The sequence below is a fragment of the Curtobacterium sp. PhB142 genome (assembly GCF_004341255.1).
Classification (GTDB): domain Bacteria; phylum Actinomycetota; class Actinomycetes; order Actinomycetales; family Microbacteriaceae; genus Curtobacterium.
Genome location: NZ_SLUT01000006.1, coordinates 1 through 20,272 on the forward strand (window position 1 = coordinate 1; position 20,272 = coordinate 20,272).

The 20,272-nt window shown below is 73.2% G+C and carries 13 protein-coding genes, 1 tRNA gene and 1 rRNA gene; 11 read left to right on the forward strand and 4 right to left on the reverse strand.

The annotated features are described in order from the left end of the window. The 10 genes from rrf to EDF31_RS12590 form a co-directional block, all read left to right on the forward strand. Positions 1-88, forward strand: a 5S ribosomal RNA gene (gene rrf / locus EDF31_RS12545); the annotation flags it as partial. A 100-nt stretch (positions 89-188) separates the two neighbouring features. After that, positions 189-1,676, forward strand: a complete 1,488-nt coding sequence (gene gltX, locus EDF31_RS12550; RefSeq protein ID WP_131846369.1) for a glutamate--tRNA ligase — start codon at positions 189-191, stop codon at positions 1,674-1,676. A 10-nt stretch (positions 1,677-1,686) separates the two neighbouring features. Beyond that, positions 1,687-2,685, forward strand: coding sequence for an NAD(P)/FAD-dependent oxidoreductase (locus EDF31_RS12555; protein WP_131846370.1), 999 nt, complete (start codon positions 1,687-1,689; stop codon positions 2,683-2,685). Positions 2,686-2,730: 45 nt separating this feature from the next. After that, positions 2,731-2,802 (forward strand) — tRNA-Gln (locus EDF31_RS12560). Between the two features lie 337 nt (positions 2,803-3,139). Further along, positions 3,140-5,890, forward strand: a complete 2,751-nt coding sequence (locus EDF31_RS12565; protein ID WP_165901419.1) for an alpha/beta fold hydrolase — start codon at positions 3,140-3,142, stop codon at positions 5,888-5,890. Between the two features lie 428 nt (positions 5,891-6,318). After that, the gene (locus EDF31_RS12570) at positions 6,319-7,260 is read left to right on the forward strand and encodes a glycosyltransferase family 2 protein (RefSeq protein WP_131846372.1); all 942 of its coding nucleotides are present in this window, start codon (positions 6,319-6,321) and stop codon (positions 7,258-7,260) included. After that, positions 7,257-8,219 carry a glycosyltransferase family 2 protein gene (locus EDF31_RS12575; protein WP_123294830.1) on the forward strand — a complete coding sequence of 321 codons (963 nt, stop codon included), beginning with the start codon at positions 7,257-7,259 and terminating at the stop codon, positions 8,217-8,219. The genes EDF31_RS12570 and EDF31_RS12575 overlap by 4 nt, the downstream gene beginning before the upstream one ends. Further along, positions 8,216-11,767 carry a glycosyltransferase gene (locus EDF31_RS12580; RefSeq protein ID WP_131846373.1) on the forward strand — a complete coding sequence of 1,184 codons (3,552 nt, stop codon included), beginning with the start codon at positions 8,216-8,218 and terminating at the stop codon, positions 11,765-11,767. Before EDF31_RS12575 ends, EDF31_RS12580 begins: the two co-directional genes overlap by 4 nt. Continuing rightward, positions 11,754-13,751: a PIG-L family deacetylase gene (locus EDF31_RS12585; protein WP_131846374.1), complete on the forward strand. Its 1,998-nt coding sequence runs from the start codon at positions 11,754-11,756 to the stop codon at positions 13,749-13,751. Before EDF31_RS12580 ends, EDF31_RS12585 begins: the two co-directional genes overlap by 14 nt. Continuing rightward, positions 13,748-14,755 (forward strand): glycoside hydrolase family 16 protein, encoded by a 1,008-nt coding sequence (locus EDF31_RS12590; RefSeq protein ID WP_131973742.1) that lies wholly within the window; start codon positions 13,748-13,750, stop codon positions 14,753-14,755. The genes EDF31_RS12585 and EDF31_RS12590 overlap by 4 nt, the downstream gene beginning before the upstream one ends. Before the next feature lie 45 nt (positions 14,756-14,800). Here the strand turns inward: EDF31_RS12590 and EDF31_RS12595 are convergent, their stop codons facing one another. The 4 genes from EDF31_RS12595 to EDF31_RS20005 all read right to left on the reverse strand — a co-directional run bounded on the left by EDF31_RS12595 (position 14,801) and on the right by EDF31_RS20005 (position 18,789). Then, the gene (locus tag EDF31_RS12595; RefSeq protein ID WP_131846376.1) at positions 14,801-15,982 is read right to left on the reverse strand and encodes a glycosyltransferase family 4 protein; all 1,182 of its coding nucleotides are present in this window, start codon (positions 15,980-15,982) and stop codon (positions 14,801-14,803) included. Further along, positions 15,979-17,523: an oligosaccharide flippase family protein gene (locus EDF31_RS12600; protein ID WP_131846377.1), complete on the reverse strand. Its 1,545-nt coding sequence runs from the start codon at positions 17,521-17,523 to the stop codon at positions 15,979-15,981. The genes EDF31_RS12595 and EDF31_RS12600 overlap by 4 nt, the downstream gene beginning before the upstream one ends. Next, on the reverse strand, positions 17,520-18,434 hold the full coding sequence (locus EDF31_RS12605; protein WP_111086034.1) for a beta-1,6-N-acetylglucosaminyltransferase: 915 nt from the start codon (positions 18,432-18,434) through the stop codon (positions 17,520-17,522). Before EDF31_RS12605 ends, EDF31_RS12600 begins: the two co-directional genes overlap by 4 nt. 130 nt (positions 18,435-18,564) lie before the next feature. After that, a complete protein-coding gene (locus tag EDF31_RS20005; RefSeq protein WP_165901418.1) occupies positions 18,565-18,789 on the reverse strand; it encodes a hypothetical protein in 225 nt (74 codons plus the stop codon). A 182-nt stretch (positions 18,790-18,971) separates the two neighbouring features. On the opposite strand from EDF31_RS20005, the gene EDF31_RS12610 reads away from it, so the two are divergent. Continuing rightward, entirely contained in the window at positions 18,972-20,264 is a 1,293-nt protein-coding gene (locus tag EDF31_RS12610) for a glycosyltransferase family 2 protein (protein ID WP_131846379.1), read from the forward strand. The last annotated feature ends 8 nt before the right edge of the window (positions 20,265-20,272 follow it).

The window sequence follows — 20,272 nt, forward strand, 5'->3', positions numbered from 1 at the left end:
CGGTCACATTCCGAACCCGGAAGCTAAGCCTCTCAGCGCCGATGGTACTGCAAGGGGGACCTTGTGGGAGAGTAGGACGCCGCCGGACTTAACGTTGCAACACCAGGGAACCCCTGACCAGCACTGGTCAGGGGTTTTCTGCGTTCACGGGTCGCTCAAGCGGGGCGTGACGGTAGCATTGGCGGGTCATGACTGCGCCATTCACCACTGCTTCCGGGTCCGAGATCCGCGTCCGTTTCTGCCCGAGCCCGACGGGGACCCCGCACGTGGGGCTCATCCGCACGGCGCTCTTCAACTGGGCGTACGCACGCCACACCGGCGGCAAGCTCGTGTTCCGCATCGAGGACACCGACGCCGCGCGGGACAGCGAAGAGTCCTACGCGCAGATCCTCGACGGCCTGCGCTGGCTCCGGCTGGACTGGGACGAGGGCGTCGACGCCGGCGGTGAGCACGGACCGTACCGGCAGTCGGAGCGGACCGCGATCTACGACGACGTCATCGCGAAGCTCAAGGCGTCCGGGCACGTCTACGAGTCCTTCGTCACCCCCGAGGAGATGGAGGCCCGCAACAAGGCCGCCGGGCGCGATCCGAAGCAGGGCTACGACAACCACGAGCGGGACCTGTCCGACGACGAGCGTCAGGCGTTCCGCGACCAGGGCCGCGAGCCGGCGCTGCGACTCCGGGTCCCGGACCGGGACCTGAGCTTCGACGACCTCGTCCGTGGCGAGATCACCTTCAAGCAGGGGACGTTCCCGGACTTCGTGGTCGTCCGGCCGAACGGCAAGCCGCTGTACACGTTCACGAACCCGGTGGACGACGCCCTGATGGGCATCACGCACGTCCTGCGCGGCGAGGACCTGCTGTCGTCGACCTCGCGGCAGATCGCCCTGTACGAGGCGCTGTACGAGATCGGGCTCGCACCGGCGATCCCGGTGTTCGGTCACCTGCCGTACGTCATGGGCGAGGGCAACAAGAAGCTCTCGAAGCGCGACCCCGAGGCGAACCTGTTCCACCACCGCGACGCCGGCATGATCCCCGAGGGGCTCGTCAACTACCTGGCCCTGCTGGGGTGGTCGATCGGTGCCGACCGCGACGTCTTCTCGATCGACGAGATGGTGGCGGCATTCGACGTCACCGACGTCAACCCCAACCCGGCGCGCTTCGACCCCAAGAAGGCCGAGGCGATCAACGGCGACCACATCCGGTTGCTCGAGCCGTCGGACTTCCGCTCCCGGCTCCTGCCGTACCTGACCGACCTCGTGGCCGACCCGCCGACCGCGGAGCAGACCGAGGTCCTGACGAAGGCGGCGCCGCTCGTCCAGGAGCGCATGCAGCTGCTCGGTGAGGCCCCGGCGATGCTCGGGTTCCTCTTCACCGCCGACGCCGACCTGGTGGTCGAGGACGACGCACTGGCCTCGCTCAAGGGCGACACCGGCGCCGTGCTCACGGCCGGCATCGCGGCGCTCGAGCAGCTCGACGACTGGCGGACCGAGGCGATCGAGGGTGCCCTCCGCACGGCGCTCATCGACGACCTCGGGCTGAAGCCCCGGGTCGCCTTCGGTCCGCTGCGCGTGGGGGTCTCCGGACGCCGGATCAGCCCGCCGCTCTTCGAGTCGATGGAGATCCTCGGCAAGGAGTCCACCCTGACGCGGCTCCGCGCCCTCGCGGCCCGCTGAACGGCGAACGATGAGCACCGCGGGAAGCGCTGCAGGACCCACGGACGCGCCGAGTACCCCGGTCGTCCACGACGTCGCGGTCATCGGCGCCGGGCCGGCCGGCTTGAGCGCTGCGCTCAACCTGGTGCGGGCGAAGCGCACGGTGCTCCTCGTCGACGCCAACCGGCCACGCAACGCCGCGACCCTGCGGTCGCACGGCTTCCTGACGCGCGACGGGATCTCCCCGCTCGAGCTCCGGAAGCTCGGTCGCGCCGAGGTCGAGGAGTACGCCGAGGCGACGATCGTGCAGGCCGTGGTCGACCTGGTGGCCCCCGACGCCGACGGCTGGCGGCTGCACGGGACCTGGCGCGGTGCCGAGGTGGACGCGCGGGCGAGGACCGTCGTCGTCGCCACGGGACTGCGCGAGGAGTTCCCGGCACTGCCGATGCTCCGTGCGTTCTACGGCACCGCGGTGCACAGCTGCGTCGAGTGCGATGCGTACGAGAAGGCGGGGGAGCCCCTCGCGTTCATCTGCGAGACCGACGACGTCGTGGACCGGGCACTGCTCATCGCGGCGTGGGCCGACGACCTCATCGTGTACACGAACGGTGTCGCCCCGCTCGACGACGCGGGGCGAGCCCGGCTGGCACGTGCCGGTGTCGTGGTCGACGAACGGGTGATCGAGGACCTCGAGGGCGACCGGACCGGCATGACCGGGGTCCGGCTGGTCGACGGCCACGTGGAGCCGCGGACCGGCGGGTTCGTCCGACCGACGTGGCACGCCGACCTCGACTGGCTGCGCACCGACACGCCCGGTGCGCCGACGGCCCCGGAGCGCGATGCCCACGGACTCCTCGTCGTCGACCGGGTCGGCCGGACCACCGTTCCAGGGCTGTACGCCGTGGGGGACGTGACCCCTCCCGGGCCGGAGCAGCTCATCGTCGCCGCCGGGCACGGTGCCACGACGGCCGCGGCAGTGCACCGAGACCTCGTGGGTGGTCTCGTGGACCTCCGGGATGCTGTACAGTAGTTGATCGTGCCCCGGACAACGGGGACAGAAGGCCAGCAGGCCTTTTGGGGTATGGTGTAATTGGCAACACAGCGGTTTCTGGTACCGTCGTTCTTGGTTCGAGTCCAGGTACCCCAGCACTCGAAGAACAGCCCCCAGGATCCCCGGGGGCTGTTCTCGTCTCCGGACTCGTGCGCCTCCATCGCCTCCATCGGCGATCCACAGGCTCCGGACTGCGCATTCCGAGGTTGCGCGGAACCGCACGATGCTCCGCGCCCACCCGGGCCCCCCGGCTCTGGACCGTCCCCGTACGGGGGCCGGGCACACTGGCGGAGGTGCACCGGGCCTCCCGGTCGGGTTGCGTGACCCCGCACCCCGCGCGACACGGCTCGTGGGCCGTACCGCGTCGGACGTACCGTCGCAGGACCGGCGCGGGACCCGCGGCGGCCCGCCGACGAGCATCCGAGGTGTCATCGTGACCTCCGCCGACCCGCTGACGACGACCGAGCACTGGACCCACCGCGCCGCGATCCCGCTGGCCGACGACCACTCCGTGCTGGACCGCTGGGACCGTGTGGTCGCGCTCCACGGCGACGCCGCTGCTCTTGCCGGGGACGGCCGTCCCTACACGTTCAGCGAGGCGGACCGGGCGGCGCGCGACCTCGCGTCGGTACTCGGGGCCGAGCTTCGACCCGACGACCACAGTGGTGCCGGCGTCGGCGCCGTGGCCGGTGGGGCATCGAAGCCGGTCGGCGTCATGGCCGGCCAGACCACTGAGTCCGTCGTCGCGATCCTGGCGCTCGTCCGCGCGGGGCGCACCGTGGTGGTGCTCGACGAGCACCTGCCAGCGGTCCGCCTGGGGCACGTCGCGCAGCTCGCCGGGGTCGACGAGATCGTGGCGGACACCGCTCGCGCCGACCTGGCGGCGACCGTCGTCGCCGACCGGGACGGCCGGGTGCACGCACTCGACGAGCTGATCGAACGACGCGGCGAGACAGCGGGCAGCGAAACGCAGACGGACACAGCGGCCGACGCGCCCAGCACCCGCCCGGGCGGCCACGACGCGTTCGCGATCGTGTTCACCTCCGGCTCGACGGGCATGCCGAAGGGCGTCGTCCTGACGCACCGGCAGCAGCTCGCGAACGCCGAGCAGGACGCCGTCGCCCTCGGCACCGGACCCGGCGACCGCCTCGGCGTGGTCCTGCCGCTGTCGTTCGCCGCCGGTCTGCTGTTCTCGTTCGACACCCTGCTGAGCGGCGGCAGCGTCGTGCTCCTCGAGCCCCGCGAGCTCGGGGTCGAACGCCTGCTCGCACGGTTCTCCGCCGACGGCGTGAACGTCCTCGTCTGCACCCCGCACCTGCTGCGCTCGATCGTCGGCTCGCAGACGGCACCCGGGGCGCAGGCGTCCGGGGCGGGCCCCGCGCTCGGCGGCCTCCGCTTCCTGATGACCACCGGCGAGGCGGTGACCGGTGCCGACATCGCCGCCGCCCGACCGCACCTCGACTCGACGACCCTGCTGCTGAACGCCTTCGGGTCGAGCGAGACCGGCTGCGTGGCGTACTGCCCCGTGGAGCCCGGTGCCCCGGTGCCCGAGGGCGTCGTGCCCGCGGGGTGGCCGCTGCCCGGCAAGCAGGTGCTCGTGCTGCGCGAGGACGGCAGCCCCGCCGACCCGGGGGAGACCGGCGAACTCGTCATCGTCTCCCAGGGCCTGACCGCCGGGTACTGGGGTGCCCCGGAGAAGACCGCCGAGCGTGCCGGACGCACCGACGACGGCACGCCGACCTGGCGCCAGGGCGACCTCGCCCGGATCGAGCCGGACGGCCGGCTCGTGCTGCTCGGACGCTCCGACGACGCCGTCAAGGTCCGCGGGTACCTCGTGGAACCGAGCGAGGTCGAGGCGGCGCTCCGCGCGATCCCCGAGGTGCACGACGCCGTCGTCACCGCGCAGGTCGACCCGCCCGCCGTCACCCGCCTCGTCGCGTACGTCGTCGGCCGTCCGGGCCAGCGCACACCGGCGCCCGCGGCCCTGCGCCTGGCCCTGCGGGACCGCCTGCCGGAGTACATGGTGCCGGCGTCGATCGTGCCGATGACCGAGCTGCCGCGGAACGAACGCGGCAAGGTCGACCGGGCCGAGCTGCCGGGTGCACCGAGCATCGAGACCGAGATGGTCGAGGGCGAGTACGACCAGTGGGAGCTCGTGGTCGGGCAGATCTGGGCCGAGGTGCTGGGCCTGCGCGGCGTCCACCTCGACGAGGACTTCTCGGCCCTCGGCGGCGACTCGTTGTCGGCGGAGGAGATGCTCGCGCTCGTGCAGAGCCGTCTCGGCATCGACCTGCGCTCGTCGGACGTCCTGCAGCACCCCACGCTCCGGGCGTTCGCCCGACGGGTGCGGAGCGGCACGACGGCGCTGCCGAGCCACCCCGACGTCGTCAAGGTGTCCGGCGCGCGCGAGTCCGGCCGTCCGCCGGTGTTCTGCTTCGCCGGCGGTGGAGCGCTCGCCCTGACGTTCCTGCCGTTGTCCCGCTACCTGCCCGAGCACGACGTGTACGCGTTCCAGCAGCACGGCCTCGAGCGTCGGGGCATGCCGGACTGGAGCATCCAGGCCAGCGCCCGCCGGTACGTCGCCCTGATGCGCATCGTGCAGCCGCGCGGACCGTACCTGCTGGTCGGCCACTCGCTCGGCGGACTGATCGCGCTCGAGATCGCCCGGCTGCTCACCGAGAGCGGCGAGCAGGTCGAGCACGTCGCGCTGCTGGACACCTACCTGCCGCGGACCGGGGCCGAGGGGGTCCGGAAGCACTTCGGACGGCTCGAGCCCCGCGAACACCGCAACCCCGCAGTCCGTGTCGTCGGCCAGCGCCTCGCCGGGGCCGTCCGGCGGGTCATGCCGTCCGGCATGTCGTGGGGCGAGCACGTCGCGAAGCGCGCGCGGGCCTACAGCGCTGGTGTGCTGCGGCACGGCGGGCAGAAGGACTTCGACGCCTTCTTCGACCAGGCCGAGCTCGTCACCCGGCGGCACCACCCGACGCCGTTCCACGGACGGGCGACGTACGTGCTCGCCGATGCGAACCCGGACGCGACCGGCTGGTCCGCGCTGCTGCGCGGGCGGACCGAGACCGTGCGGATCGCGGCCGAGCACAGCTCGCTGCTGCGGGAACCGCACGTGGCCGACCTCGCGACGGCGCTGCGTGCGGCGTTCGCGACGGAGGGCGCGGCCCGGAACTGAGCGGCTGCGCGCATCGAGTGAGCAGAAGACGTCGCCTCTGCGGTCCGGAGGCGACGTCTTCTGCTCACCGGGCGCGGTGGTCGCGACCAGGAAGCGGACGGGAGGCGCGGGGCGGGCTGGCACCGGGCCTCCCGTCACGTCTGCCCCTGCGTCCACGGCACGTGGCCGGCACGCGGTGTTGCGGGTTTCCGTATCCGCGGCCGAGTGTCCGCAATGGACCGCACCGCGCATTGACCGCCTGCCAGCCCGCGACGATGGTTGGACACGCGGGGGAGAGTACCCACTCACCTGCGAAGCCGGCGGCGTCGTACCCGCGTCCCGCTGCTCGACCGACGACGGTCACCGTCGTCGATGCGTCATCCGAGGACGCGCCGCTCGTCACACGAGCCACAACCCGACAGCAACCCTGACCCGACAGGACCGCGCCCATGCCCGCACGTACCGTTCGCCCTGCAGACCCGAGGGTCTCCGTCGTCATCCCGGCGCGGAACGAGGCCCGAAACCTCGAGATCATCCTGCCGAAGCTCCCGCCGGTGTACGAGGTGATCCTGGTCGACGGCAACTCCGTCGACGACACCATCGCCACCGCGCAGCGCGTGATGCCCGACATCCGCGTCGTGCACCAGACCCGCAAGGGCAAGGGCAACGCCCTCGCCTGCGGGTTCGAGGCCGTCACCGGCGACGTCGTCGTCATGTTCGACGCCGACTGCTCCGCCGACCCGGACGAGATCCCGCGCTTCGTGCAGGCGCTCGTCGAGGGCGCCGACGTCGCGAAGGGCACCCGCTACTCGCTCGGCGGCGGCAGCGACGACATCACGATCGTCCGCAACCTGGGCAACCGTGGCCTGAACATGCTCTGCAACATCATCCTCGGCACCCGCTACAGCGACCTCTGCTACGGCTACAACGCCTTCTGGGCCGACGTCCTGCCGGAGATCGGCCTGCTGTCCTCCGAGCTGCCGAAGCCGTCCGACGGCTCGATGCTCTGGGGCGACGGGTTCGAGATCGAGACCGTGCTCACCTGCCGCTGGTCGGCCGCCGAGCTCGCGATCACCGAGGTCCCCAGCCACGAGAAGCTCCGCGTGCACGGCTCGAGCAACCTGAACGCCGTGACCGACGGCATCCGCGTGCTGAAGTCGATCATGCACGAGCGTCGTCGCGCAGCGATCGGCCGCTCCGAGGTCCGTCGCGCCGCGATGAGCGTCGTGCCGCCGGCCGAGCAGCTGGCCGCCGCGCCGCACGCCGCGGCGCCGCACGCTTCCACGCCGCACGCTCCGGTCCACGCCGCCGGGCACGCCCCGCTCGGCGCGCACGCCCCGCACGGCGCCCCCGTCGCGGCCGTCGCCAGCCTCGAGGAGGAAGTCGCGTGACGACCGTCGCGGTCGTCATCTGCGCCTACACCCAGCAGCGCTGGGGCGACCTGCAGGACAGCGTCGAGTCCGCCAAGCGCCAGCCCGAGGCCCCCGAGGTCGTCGTCGTGATCGACCACGAACCCGAGCTCCTCGCCCGCGCCGCGGCGCGCTGGCCCGAACTCCGCGTCGTCCCGAACACCGAGGACCGCGGCCTGTCGGGCGCCCGCAACACGGGCGTCGCCCTCACCGACGCCGACGTCGTCGCGTTCCTGGACGACGACGCGACCGCCGACCCGGACTGGCTCGGCCACATGCTCACCGCCCTCGAGGACCCGGACGTCGTCGGCGTCGGCGGCCGGGCCACACCGTCCTGGCCCACCGCCACCGGTGCCGGCCCGTACGCGGACGAACTCCTCTGGATCGTCGGCTGCTCCTACCGCGGCCTGCCCGAGACCCCCGGCGACGTGCGCAACGTCATCGGCTCGAGCATGGCGTTCCGCCGTGACGCGATCATGCTCGCCGGCGGGTTCCGCTCCGGCATCGGCCGCGTCGGCAACCAGCCGCTCGGCTGCGAGGAGACCGAACTCTGCATCCGCATCGCCCAGGCCCGTCCGGGTGCGCGCATCCGCCACGAACCGCGCTCGAACGTCTCGCACCGGGTCTCCCCGGACCGCGTGACGATGCGCTACCTGCGCCGTCGCAGCTACTACGAGGGCATCTCGAAGGCCGTCCTGAGCCGTCGCGTCGGCACGGGTGACTCGCTCGCCAGCGAGTCGACGTACCTGACGAAGGTCATCCCCGGAGCGGTGCTGCGCGAACTGCGCCACATCGGTCGCGGCGGTGCCCTGCGTGCCTTCGCGATCGTGCTCTCCGTCGCGTCGACCGTCACGGGCTACGCCGTCGGGCGTGTCCTCGGTGGCGTCGTCGTCCGCACCCCGGCGGCCGCCCCCGTCCCCCAGCCGGTGGGGACGCGGTGACCCGCGCGACCCTGGCGATGGTCATCTCGCCGATCGTGACCGGGCCGCTGTCCCCGACGTGGGACGGCGCCCTGTGGGTCGGCGAGGTCGACCGCGCCGACGTGCACGCATCCAGCCACCGTGACGTGGTCGCACTCGAGGGCGCCGCGGGCTACCGGCGCGCTCGACTGCTCGTCCGCGACCACGGCGAGCCGCTCGGCTTCGTCGAGGCGGACATCACCGAGCGTCGCCGCATCGGCGGGACCATCGACGTCCGCACCCTCCAGCGCGCGATCCGGCCGATGCCGGTGCCCGAGCGTCGGCCGGCAGCAGGTCTGGTGCTGCCGTCCGTCACCGTGGTGCTCTGCACGGACGGGGCCGCTGGCACCACCATGCGGTCGGTGCTCGCGAACGAGTACCCCGACTTCGACGTCGTCGTCGTCTCGCACGGCGCCGACGACAGCGGCACCGCGACGGTCGAGATCGGCGGGCGGCGCGTCACCACGATCGCCGCGCCGACCGGTGGCCTCGCCGCCGCCCGCAACGCCGGACTCCTCGCCGCGAGCGGCGAGGTCGTCGCGTTCGTCGCCGAGGGCGCCGTCGTGGACGGTGACTGGGTCGCCGCGTTGGCCACCGCCTTCGCCGCGGACCCCGACGTCGCCTGCGTCACCGGGCTCGTCCCCAGCGCCGAACTGCGCACCCCCGCGCAGCGCTGGCACGACGACCGCACCGCAGCTGGCCGCACCGTCCGCCGTCGGGTGTTCCGCCTCGACGACACCGACGACGCGCCCCCGCACCACCCCTTCGCCGCCGCTGCCTACGGCACCGGTGACAACCTCGCCGTGCACCGCGCGACCGCGCTCCGGATCGGCGGCTTCGACACCGCCTTCGGACCGGGCACCCGCATCGGTGCCGGCGACGACCTCGACCTCTTCACACGACTGCTGTTCGCCGGATCCGCGATCGCCGTCGAACCGGCCGCCATCGCGTGGCAGCGATCGGCGGACGACGTCGCGTCGCTCCGCGCCGCTGCAGCCGCGCACGGCCACGGACTCGGAGCCTGGATGACCAAGAACGCCATCGACCGCGAGTCGCTCACCGCATCGGTGGACGCAGCGCCCGAGGCGCTCAGCGCCTTCGCACGACTCGGCCTCGAGCAGGGCGACCGTGCGACGGACATCGCCGGCGACCAGCCCGGTGACGCGGACCGCGTGCTCGACGCGGTCGACGCCGAGTTCGCCGCCACCCAACGGCGGCTGCGCGGAGTCGAGCAGCGCTCGGTCCTGACGGCGCCGTTCCTGGCGCTCGTCGAACGCCTGCGTGGCGGTGGCACGATCGACCGGAACGCCCGTGGCCGCCACGAGCTCCGGCACGGTCTGGCCACGGCCGGTCCCGCCCGCCCGCTCGCGGTGGACGCGATGAGCCCGCTCGCACGACTCACCGCAGCGGCGATCGTCGTCCTGACGCTCCTCGTCGCCGGGGTCGCCGCGATCGCCGGACTCCCGGTGCTGCGGGGGAGCGCGATCGGCGTGTACCTGTTCGCGCTGCTCGGTGTCGCACCCCTGCTGCTCGTCCGCCCGATGCCGCTGGCACGCTTCAGCGTCTTCGCGGTCACGGCGTCGCTCGTCGGCACGATCGGCATCGGCTACACGATGGCGACGTTCCAGCTCTGGAACCCGACGGCGCCGTTCGTCGGGGTCGTCGTGCTCACCGCCGTCGCCCTCGCGATCGCCGTGCCGCGTGACGTCGCCGAACTGCAGCGCGCCCGCCTCGAGCCGGCCGCCGAGGGCGCCACGGCTCGTCGTTGGACCACCACCGACACCGTCACCGCCGGCTCGGTCGTCGGCCTGCTCGTCATCGTCGTCGCCGCGCTCACGCACATCGGCGACCCGGTGCCGGACGGGCTGTTCGGGTCGCTCGGCCCTGGCCTGGTCATCGGACTGGCGCTCGTCGTCGCCGCTGCCGTCGTCGCCCTGGTGCGCGGTCGCGGACTCGCGATCCCGGTCGTCGTGCTCGGCGGGTCGATCCAGCTCGCACAGGCCATCACCTACGGCATGCCCACCGTGATGGCGGCCGCCCGTCACATCGGCGTCCTCGAGTACATCCGCCGCTGGGGTTCGACGAACCCGGCCGCCGACATCTTCCAGACGTGGTCCGGCCTGTTCGCCGGCGGCGCCTGGGTCGCGGACGTCGGCGGGATCGACAACGCGATGACCATTGCCGCGTGGGTCCCCGTCCTGCTGGCCTTCAGCACGACGATCGCCGTCGGGGTCCTGGCCGCCAACTGGCTGCCGGGCAACCGTCGCCCCTGGATCGCCGCGTTCCTGACCGCGATGACCGGCTCGCTCAACACGACGTACTTCTCGCCGCAGTCGGTGGGCATCCTGATGTCCCTGGTGATCCTCGTGCTGGCCGTCGGCCCGCTGCGACGCACCGCGGTGACCGCCGCCGACGGCGTCCGCTCGACGATCCTGCGGGCCCGCCGCGTCGGCCTGTCCCGGATCATCGCGATCACCCTGATCGGCATCGTGCTGGTCGTCACCCACCAGATCTCGCCGTACCTGACGGTCGCCGCACTCGTGACGCTCATCGTGTTCCGACTGCTCCGCCCCTGGTGGCTGCCCGTCGTGGTGCTCGTCCCGGCCGTCGGCTTCGCCCTGCTGAACGACGACATCCTCGGCAAGTTCCTGTCCCTGGGAGCCGTCGGCAAGGTGCTCGACAACGTGCAGCCGCCGTCGCACGACATGACGGTCCTGCCGAAGCCGCTCGTCACACGGCTCGCGTTCGACATCCCCGCGGCGGCGCTCGTGGTCCTCGGCCTCGTCGCCGTGATCACCGTGCTGATGCGCCGCGACCGCGTGCACTGGGGACTGCTGGCCACGGCAGCGAGCCCGATCTCGCTGCTCGTCGCGACGAACTACGGCCAGGAGGGCATCTTCCGCGTCGTGCTGTTCGCGACACCGTGGATCGCGATCCTGGCGGCGGGGCTCCCGATGCCCAGCGGCCGGCTGGCTCCCGTCGGTCGACTCGTCACCCGTGCGGTGCAGCCCACGGCGGTCAAGGTCGTCGTCGCTGCGGCCGCGGTCGCCGTGATGGTCGGCATCGGCGCGTTCGGTCAGACCGCCCTCGACTGGAACCGCGTCCCGACGCGCAGCCAGTCGGCGGCGACGCAGTTCTACGACGCGACCGCGCCGAAGGGCTCCATGATGCTGCTGACCGGTTCGGCGAACGCCGTCCCGAGCAACACCGGCGCACGCTACTTCGACGTCGGGGCGCTGTCCCGCGAGGTCCTCGGGGCGTACCCGGAGCCGGAGGGCTACGACGCCGAGGCCGACGTGTCCACGATGACCCGCCAGCTCGTCCTGGACTGGCCGGCGACGAAATACTACGCACTGGTCGCCGAGCCCTTCGGCGCCTACGACGAGCGGTACGGGTACCAGACCGACGCCGACTACCAGGAGCTCGCGGCCGCGATGGCCGACTCGCCCTACTGGAAGCGCGTCTTCGGCTCCGGCACCACCGCCGTCTACGAACTGACCCCGGCAGGACTCGCACATGCCACGAACTGAACACCGCACGACCCGGGCCACCCGGCGGACGTGGCGCACGCGCGCCGCGTCCGCCGCGGCGGTCCTGGGGGTCCTGGCGGTCGTCGCCGTCATCGTCGGACCCGGCGGTGCGATGTCCGCCGACGCACGGGGTCGGAAGACACCACCGCCGAGCACACCGACCAGCACGCCGACGCCCACGCCGAGCAGCACACCGACGGGTGGCACGGCCGCCGCGAACGCCGACTGCAGTGCCGGCCGGGTCCTCACGATGGTGGCGCACGCCGACGACGACCTGCTGTTCTCCGGCACCGAGCTCCGCGCCGACATCGACGCCGGCAAGTGCGTCCGCTCGGTGATCGTCACCGCCGGTGACGCCGGCAAGCCCGCCTGGTACTGGCAGTCCCGCGAGAACGGGTTGATGGCGTCGTACGCGTCGATCGCCGGCGTCTCCTCGAACTGGACCGCCGGGCAGCTCTCGGTCGCCGGCCACACGCTCCGCACGGCGACCCTGGCGACGGCCCCGCGGCTCAGCCTGGTGTTCCTCGAGCTGCCGGACGGCAACATCGACGGCTCCGGCTTCGCGGCCACGGGCAGCGAGAGCCTGGAGAAGCTCTACGAGGGCCGGATCAGCACGATCCACACCGTCGCCGGGGCAGCCCAACCGACCTCCTTCTCGCTGACCGACCTGCGCGCGACGTTCTCCGGGCTCGTCACCGGGTACGCGCCGACCGAGATCCACACGCTCGACCACGGCGGCACGTACGGCGACGGCGACCACAGCGACCACCACACCGTCGCGTACCTCGCCGACCAGGCGCAGTCCGCCTACACGGCGACGCACACGTTCACGGGCTACCTCGGGTACCCGATCGCGGACCGCCCGTCGAACCTGAGCTCCGCGCAGACGGCCGCGAAGGCCGCCGCCTTCTTCGCCTACGCCGCGTACGACGGAGAGACCTGTGGTTCCACCTCCGCCTGCGCGTCGCGCCCGGAGGGCTCCTGGCTGAGCCGGCAGTACGCCGTCGGCTCGTCGGCCCAGCCCCCGACGGACCCGCCGACCTCGCAGGGCACCGACGTCACCGCCGGCGCGACCGTCACCGCGAGCGCCGAGAACCCGGCCGACGGTCAGACCGCCGTGAAGGCCGTCGACGGCGTCGTGAGCGGCTACCCGGACGCCCCGACGGCCGAGTGGGCGGCACCCGGTGGCCGGGCGGGCACGTGGATCCAGCTGAACTGGTCCGCGGGAACCACCCTGCACGAGATCGACCTGGCCGACCGGCCGAACAGCGACGACCAGGTGACCGGCGGCACGCTGACGTTCTCCGACGGCACCAGCGTCGCCGTCCCGTCGCTCGACAACGGGGGAGCCGTGCAGCGTGTCGCGTTCAGCGCCCGCCAGGTCACGTGGGTGCGGTTCACGGTCGGTTCCGTGAGCAGCACGACCCGGAACGTCGGCCTCGCCGAGATCCGGGCGTTCCGGCCGGCGGACACCACGCCGACGCCGACGCCCACTCCTACGCCGACGCCGACGCCGACGCCCACCCCGACGCCGACGCCGACCCCCACCCCGACGCCGACGCTGTCGGACGTCACCGGGTCGGCCACCCCGACTGCAGCGTGGGACGACCAGTCCACCGGGCAGACCGTCGCGAAGGCCGTCGACGGCGTCGTGTCGGGCTACCCCGACAACCCGACGGCCGAGTGGGTCGCGCCGTGGGGCCGGACCGGGGTGTGGATCCAGCTGGACTGGGCCGCCTCGCAGCACCTCGGTCGGATCGTCCTGAACGACCGCCCGAACAGCTCGGACCAGGTCACCAGCGGCACCCTGACGTTCTCGGACGGCAGCCAGGTCGCGGTCGGCACACTGCCGAACGGCGGCGACGCCCTGACGGTCGACTTCACCCCGCGTGACGTCACCTGGGTGCGGTTCACGGTGACGGGCGTCTCGAACAGCACCGGCAACGTCGGACTCTCCGAGATCCGCGCGTGGACGACCGGGTGACCGACGAGCAGGGTGACGGCCAGGAGGCCCGCCCCACCTGGTCGGAACACGTCGCCGACGACGCGGCATCCGCCCACGGCGCCCCACCGGCACACGGTCGCGGCCTGTCCCGGCACCGACCGCCGCGGCGCCCCGGCACCCGCCGGACCGCGCTCGCGGCCGGCGCCCTGCTCGTGGCTGCCGGCATCGTCGCCGGCACCACGACCGCGACCACCACGGCGAACGGTGACGACGTGACCCTCGACGACCCGAGCGGCGTCTCGATGCCGAGCTCCGAGCCCGAGGGGTGGACCCGGGTGTTCGGCGAGGACTTCGCCGACGCCGCCACGAACCGGACCTTCGAGTCCCGGTACTCGGACCGGTTCGTCGCGTACCACGGGTTCGCCGACACCGCGGGGACGGGGCGCTACCAGGCGTCGACCCTGTCGACGCACGACGGCGTGCTCGACGTGAGCCTGCGCACCACGCGTGCCGGGGTGCCGCTGGCGGGCGGTGTCGTGCCGCTCGTCGACGGCGAGTGGGGCGGGCAGACCGCCGGCCGGTACAGCATCCGGATGCGCAGCGACGAGGTCGACGGGTACGGCGTCGCCGTGCTGCTGTGGAGCGACGAGAACCTGTGGTCGGACGGTGAGATCGACTTCCCCGAGGGAGCGCTCGGCGCGCCCGCCTGGCTGAACGTGCACTGCCTGGCCGACCCCGCCGAGAAGTGCATCCACCAGCAGACCGAGGCGTCGCTGCAGGACTGGCACACCTACACGATCGAGTGGACCGCCGACCGGATGTCGTTCCTGGTCGACGACGAGGTCGTCGGCACCACGACGGAGAACATCCCGACCGCTCGGATGCACCTGGTGGTGCAGGCCGGGTCGAACGCCGGGAACCCGCCGGCGGACGCCGCCGGGTCGCTCCTCATCGACTGGATGACGATCGACGTGCCGGCGGACGGTGCCGAGCCGAGCGCGTCGCTGCCGGACGACACCGCGACGACGGACCCGAACGACTGAACGGTGCCGACGTGGTCGTCGGCACCGCTCGGTCGTCATCGTCCGTCAGTGCTCCGCGTGCGCCTCGAGCGCCCGGAGCAGCGCTGCGACGTGCCGCTCCCGGCCGTAGCGGTCCCGCACCCAGGCGCGGCACCGGTCCGCGAGTCCCGGTTCGGTCTCGGCCGCGTGCAGCGCCTCGAGGACCTTGTCGGCCAGCGCGGTGGTCTCGGTGGGGTCGACGGTGAACCGCGTCCACTCGCCGCTGAGGATCTCGGCGGTGCCGCCCGACGCCGCCGCGACGACGGGGCGTCCGGTGGACATCGCCTCGACGACCACGCGGCCGAACCCCTCGGGCTCGATTGAGGGTGCCACCACGACGTCGGCGGCGTGCAGCAGGGGGACGACGTCGTCGCGCTCGGGCACCACGACCACGGACCCCTCGGGCAACGCGGCGATCGCGCGGTGCACGGCGGGGGCGTCCTGCGGGTACAGCGCACCCGCCAGGACGAGCACCGGAGCCGGGGCGGGCGGTGTGCCGGGCCCGACGAGGACGCGGGCCGAACGGTGGACGCGACCCCACGCCTCCAGGAGGGCCAGGACGCCCTTCGACCGCGTGAGCCGTCCGTAGTAGAGCACCACGGGGCGGTCCTGGTCGAGGCCGAGCGCAGCGCGTGCTCGGCGTGTGCTCGCCGGCGTGGCGGCGGGGAACGCCGCGGTGTCGACGCCGTTCGGGACCACGTCGACGCGGTCCGGCGGCGCACCGACGGCGGTCCAGGCACGGGCCATCGCCGCCGAGACCGCGAGGTACCGGGTCCGGCCGCCGGCGAACGGGCCGAGCCGACGGTAGTTCGGGGCGTGGTGCAGGTGTACGGCCAGGGGGACGCCGGACACGAAGGACACGACGCGGCCCCACGGCAGGAACTCCGGGCGGTTCAGCCACAGGACGTCCGGGCGCGACCGGCGGAGGCGCAGGCCCTCACGGACGAAGCGGAACACGTCCGTCGGGGCGGTCCGGATGCCGAAGCGGTAGTCGCGGGCGTGGCGCAGTCGGACACCGAGCCGGTCGAACACCGCGCGGCCCTCGTCCGGGTCGCCGTCCGGACCGGCGCGGTGCCACACCTCGACGTCGTGGCCGGCTGTGACGAGCTCGCCGACGTCCTCGACGACGCAGCGTTCGACACCGCCGGTGATGGCGAGTCCGTTGGTGGCGACGACGACACGCAGCGGACGGGGGGCGGAACGGGTCATGCGGATCCTCCGCGAGCGAGTTTCAGGCGGCGGAAGAACCAGGGCAGGCACGCGGCGACGCCGACGATGCGCACGATGTTCCAGGCGAGGTCCTGCGGGGGCAGGAGCGAGGCCGCGGCGACGACGATCGCGATCGCGATGGCGAGCAGCACCCGGCGTCGAGGGCCGCGCCACTCGCGGCGGTCCGGCAGGGAGGCCTGCTGCAGTGCGGCGAGGACGCCGTAGGCGATGACCGTGGCGATGCCCGCGCCGACGATGCCGGTCAGGGGCACCAGCACCAGGTTCGCCGCGATGTTCACGACACCGGCGACGGCACCGATGACGCCGACCGTTACCCCGCGGCGCTCGACCAGCAGGAGCCGACCGGTCGCACCGCTCGCGACCACCGGGAACGCGGTCAGGGCGACCACGAAGACGACGACGGTGAGGGACTCGACCCGGTACGACGCCGGGGCCAGGATCGGCAGCGCCACCGGCGACACGAGGGTGACGGCGACGAGCACGGGGGCGAGCAGCATGTAGAGCTCGTCCCGGGCGTGCATGGCGAGCCGGCGGCGGGCCACGGCGTCGCGGAGGGCGGCGAAGTGCGGCGCCCAGGCCTGGTTCGTGAAGGTCAGCAGCAAGATGACCGCGGAGCCGACGACGTAGGCGATCTGGTAGCGGGCGACCTCGTCGGCACCGAGCAGGCGCTGCACGACGAGCCGGTCACCGGCGTTCAGGACGAAGTACGACAGGCTGCCGAGCGCGATCGGGACACCGAGCTTGAACGCCCGGACCGTGGTGCGGTGGTCGAAGAGCCCGCGGAACCGCGGCTTCGTGGCGATGATGCCGATGACCATCGCGGCACCCTGCGCCACGACCCCGCCCCACGCGTACGTGGTCGCGTCGGCGTGCACGGCGGCGAGGAGCCCGAGGCCGATGATCGACCCGCCGACGGACGACAGCAGGCTCGTCACGGCGAACACGCGGATGCGGTCCTGGGCGACGAGCAACGCGAGGGACAGCTGCACGATCGCGGCGGGCCCGGTCCAGAGCACGGCGACCAGCAGCAGGGGGTGCTGGTCGACGAAACCCGCGGCGTCGCCCCAGAGCGGGATCGACACCAGGGCGAACACGGTGACGGTGACCGCGGTGACCATGCCGACGAACATCAGGCCCCGGGCACGCCGGTCGTCGCCGTCCTCGGCGCGCTGCAGCACCGACGCCTGGTCGATGCCGCAGACGGCCACGACCACCAGGGCCTGGTACAGCGCGATCGCCGACGCCAGCACGCCGAACTCGGCCGGTGGCATCAGGTGCGCGAGCACGGGGGAGATCAGCGAGCTCACGACGAGCTGCATCGACCAGACGACCACGTACAGCAGGCCCCGGCCGAACAGGACGGACGAGCCGCGTGCTACGGCGACCGAGTCCGTGTCGGTGGACAGCGCGCCGGGGGCCGCCGGCTGCACGGACGCCTCGAGCTCGTCGTCGTCGGGCTGTGCCGCCAGCGCAGCCGCCTCGGCCGCACGCGCCTCGCGTCGGGTCTGGGGGACGGTCACTGTGCCACCACCACCGGCTGGTCGTCGGCGGACGTGCGGAGCCCGAAGGTCGCGTCGACCACGTCGAGCAGGTCGGTGCTCCGGGACGTCGAGAACTTCCGGGCGAACACGTACGGGGTCGACTGGTCAGCCGCGGTACGACGCTCCAGCACCCGGCCGGCGTCCTCGATCCCGAGCCACGGCGGGCTCTTCTGCTTCGTGCCGTCCCACCCGATCCACCAGAGCGGCTGCACCGCGTGGGCGTCCGCGAAGTCCGGGGTGAACGCCGGGGTCAGCAGGACCGACGGCACGAAGGTCTCGTCGCCGATCCACACCCGCTCCCAGAACGCCACCAGGTCGGGGCGCCCGTCGAACACGTCGACGACCCCCTGCGCGTGGTGCCGGGCCAGGACCTTGAGCTGCGAGCCACCGCCGAACACGACGTCCCGCGGGACCCGACGGGGGACCGGCAGACGCAGCATGTGCTTCCGCCACGCCCAGTGCCGGAACCGCACGCGCGACCGACCGCCGTCGCGACCCCACGCGGGGTGCGGGAGCGGCTTCGCCTCGACGAACGACCGCCCGGGGTTCGCGGTCAGGAGCGCCGAGATCTCGTCGGCGTCGGCCAACGGGTAGTCGCTGCCGGTCAGCAGCGCCACGTGCGTGGCGTCGGTCTGCGCCAGGGCAGCACGGTAGCCGGCGACCTCGGCCGCGACGTTCTCCCACTTCGCCCACCCGGTGCGCATCCGCGGCAGCACGTGCACCCGTTCGGGCAGGCCGGCGGTCATCGCCTCGAAGACGTCGTCGTCGGTGCTCGCGTCGCAGTGCAGGAACACCGGGAACGGGTCGAGCGCCGCCACGAGCCGACGGACGTGCGTCGGGTCCTCGTGGGCGAGGACGATGCACGCGAGTGGCGTGGGAGTGATGGCCATGTCCGCGACGCTAAGCGGGCCCGGCAGCACCGACAAGGGAGGTCGGGACCACCTGCGGGGGAACGGCGGTTTCCCGCAGGCGCCCCCCGATCGAGGGGGTCGCGAGGGGGATCGCGCGAGGGGGGTCGCGTCAGCGGGCGCGGCGGAACTTCGGGCAGTCGCAGAGCGCGCAGTCCGTGCCCGGACGGTAGTGCTCGTGTGCCGCCTGGGCGTGCCCGCACGTGCCGCACGCGGCGTCGTCGGCATCGAGGTGCACCACGACGAGGTCGGACGCTTTGGGGTCCGGAACCAGGTGCAACGTCGGGCGTGGACGCCTGGTCAGGCCGAGCCGGTCCATCGTTCGGGCCAGCGGCATGCGTCCTCCTCGTGTCCGGCGGGGACCGGGGTCGCACCGGCGGGTCGACCGGCGTCTCCCGCGAGTCTAGTGGCGGCAAACCGCAGCCTCCCCGCATCCTCCGAGCATCGCGGTTGACCCCCTGTCGACGCGCGCGGAGCATTGCCACGTCCACCCGACCAGACCGGCCCGACGGGACGAACATGACCGACCACACCACCACCGCGGAACGAGCCCTCACGCTCGACCCCGCGATGCCCTCGCCCGACGCCCCCACCTGGGTCGGCGCTGCCTGGGTCGGCGCCGTCGACCGGTCGGCGGCGCTCGCCGCCGACACCGTGCACCTCGCCGGCGCCGGCGGCTTCCGCCGCGCCCGCCTCATGGTGCGCGACGGCCGCGACGTCGCGGGGTTCGTCGACGTGCGCGTCGACGACCGCGGGGCGGTGGACCCGGCCGAGCTGGGACCGGCCCTGCGTCAGTTGCCGGCCCCGGGCCTCCCGGTCGACGCCCCTGCGGACGGCGCACGCGTCTCCGTCGTCATCGGCACCCGCGAGCGCCCCGTGGCGCTCGCGCGCGCCGTGCGCTCCGTCCTCGACTCCGCCTACGACGACTTCGAGCTGTTCGTCGTCGACAACGCCCCCGTCACCAGCGGCACCCGCGACGTCGTGGCCGCCGTCGACGACCCGCGCGTGCACTACGTCCTCGAGGCATGTGCCGGCGTCTCCCGGGCCCGCAACGCCGGACTCGCACTGGCCACCGGCGGCATCGTCGCGTTCATCGACGACGACGTCGTCGTCGACCGCCACTGGATGGCCGCCATCGCCGCCGCCTACGACCGCGACGCCGACGTCTGGTGCGTCACCGGACTCGTCCCCAGCGGCGAGCTCCGCACCCCCACGCAGCGCTTCTTCGACGAGCGGGTGACCTGGGCGCGGAACCTCGAGCGCCGGGTGTACCGCACGTCCGCCCCGCCCGTCGACGAGCCCCTGTTCCCCTTCACCGTCGGCGCGTTCGGCACCGGCGCGAACATGTCCGTGCGCCGCGACGCCGTCCGGCAGCTCGGCGGCTTCGACGTCGCCCTCGGCCCCGGCACCCGCGCCCGAGCCGGTGAGGACCCCGACCTGTTCACGCGCGTCCTGCTCGCCGGTGGGGCGCTCGCCGTGGAACCCTCGGCCGTCGTCTGGCACGAGCACCGCAAGGACCGTGCCGCGTTGCGCTCGCAGGCGATCGGCTACGGGACCGGGCTCGGCGCCTGGGTGACGAAGCTCGTGCTGCGGCCCTCGACGGCGTTCGCGGTGCTGCGGCGTGCGGCCGGCGCGCTCCGGCGGCTCGGTGCGCTCGGGCAGGGTGCCGACGAGCGCCCCGTCGACGCGAGCGGCGGCTGGCCCGTCGACGCCGAGTTCACCGAGGCGACGCGTGGGCTCAAGCGCGCCGAGCTGACGGCCGCGCTGGGTGGGCCGTGGCGGTACCTGGCCGGGCGGCTGACCGCGCGCTGAGGCGCGGG

What these genes read in the sequence shown, in the direction of transcription:
- gltX (WP_131846369.1), top strand. Translation starts at nt 189, where the DNA reads ATGACTGCGCCATTCACCACTGCTTCCGGGTCCGAGATCCGCGTCCGT.
- EDF31_RS12555 (WP_131846370.1), top strand. Translation starts at nt 1,687, where the DNA reads ATGAGCACCGCGGGAAGCGCTGCAGGACCCACGGACGCGCCGAGTACC.
- EDF31_RS12570 (WP_131846372.1), top strand. Translation starts at nt 6,319, where the DNA reads ATGCCCGCACGTACCGTTCGCCCTGCAGACCCGAGGGTCTCCGTCGTC.
- EDF31_RS12585 (WP_131846374.1), top strand. Translation starts at nt 11,754, where the DNA reads ATGCCACGAACTGAACACCGCACGACCCGGGCCACCCGGCGGACGTGG.
- EDF31_RS12595 (WP_131846376.1), bottom strand. Translation starts at nt 15,982, where the DNA reads ATGACCCGTTCCGCCCCCCGTCCGCTGCGTGTCGTCGTCGCCACCAAC.
- EDF31_RS12605 (WP_111086034.1), bottom strand. Translation starts at nt 18,434, where the DNA reads ATGGCCATCACTCCCACGCCACTCGCGTGCATCGTCCTCGCCCACGAG.
- EDF31_RS20005 (WP_165901418.1), bottom strand. Translation starts at nt 18,789, where the DNA reads ATGCCGCTGGCCCGAACGATGGACCGGCTCGGCCTGACCAGGCGTCCA.
- EDF31_RS12610 (WP_131846379.1), top strand. Translation starts at nt 18,972, where the DNA reads ATGACCGACCACACCACCACCGCGGAACGAGCCCTCACGCTCGACCCC.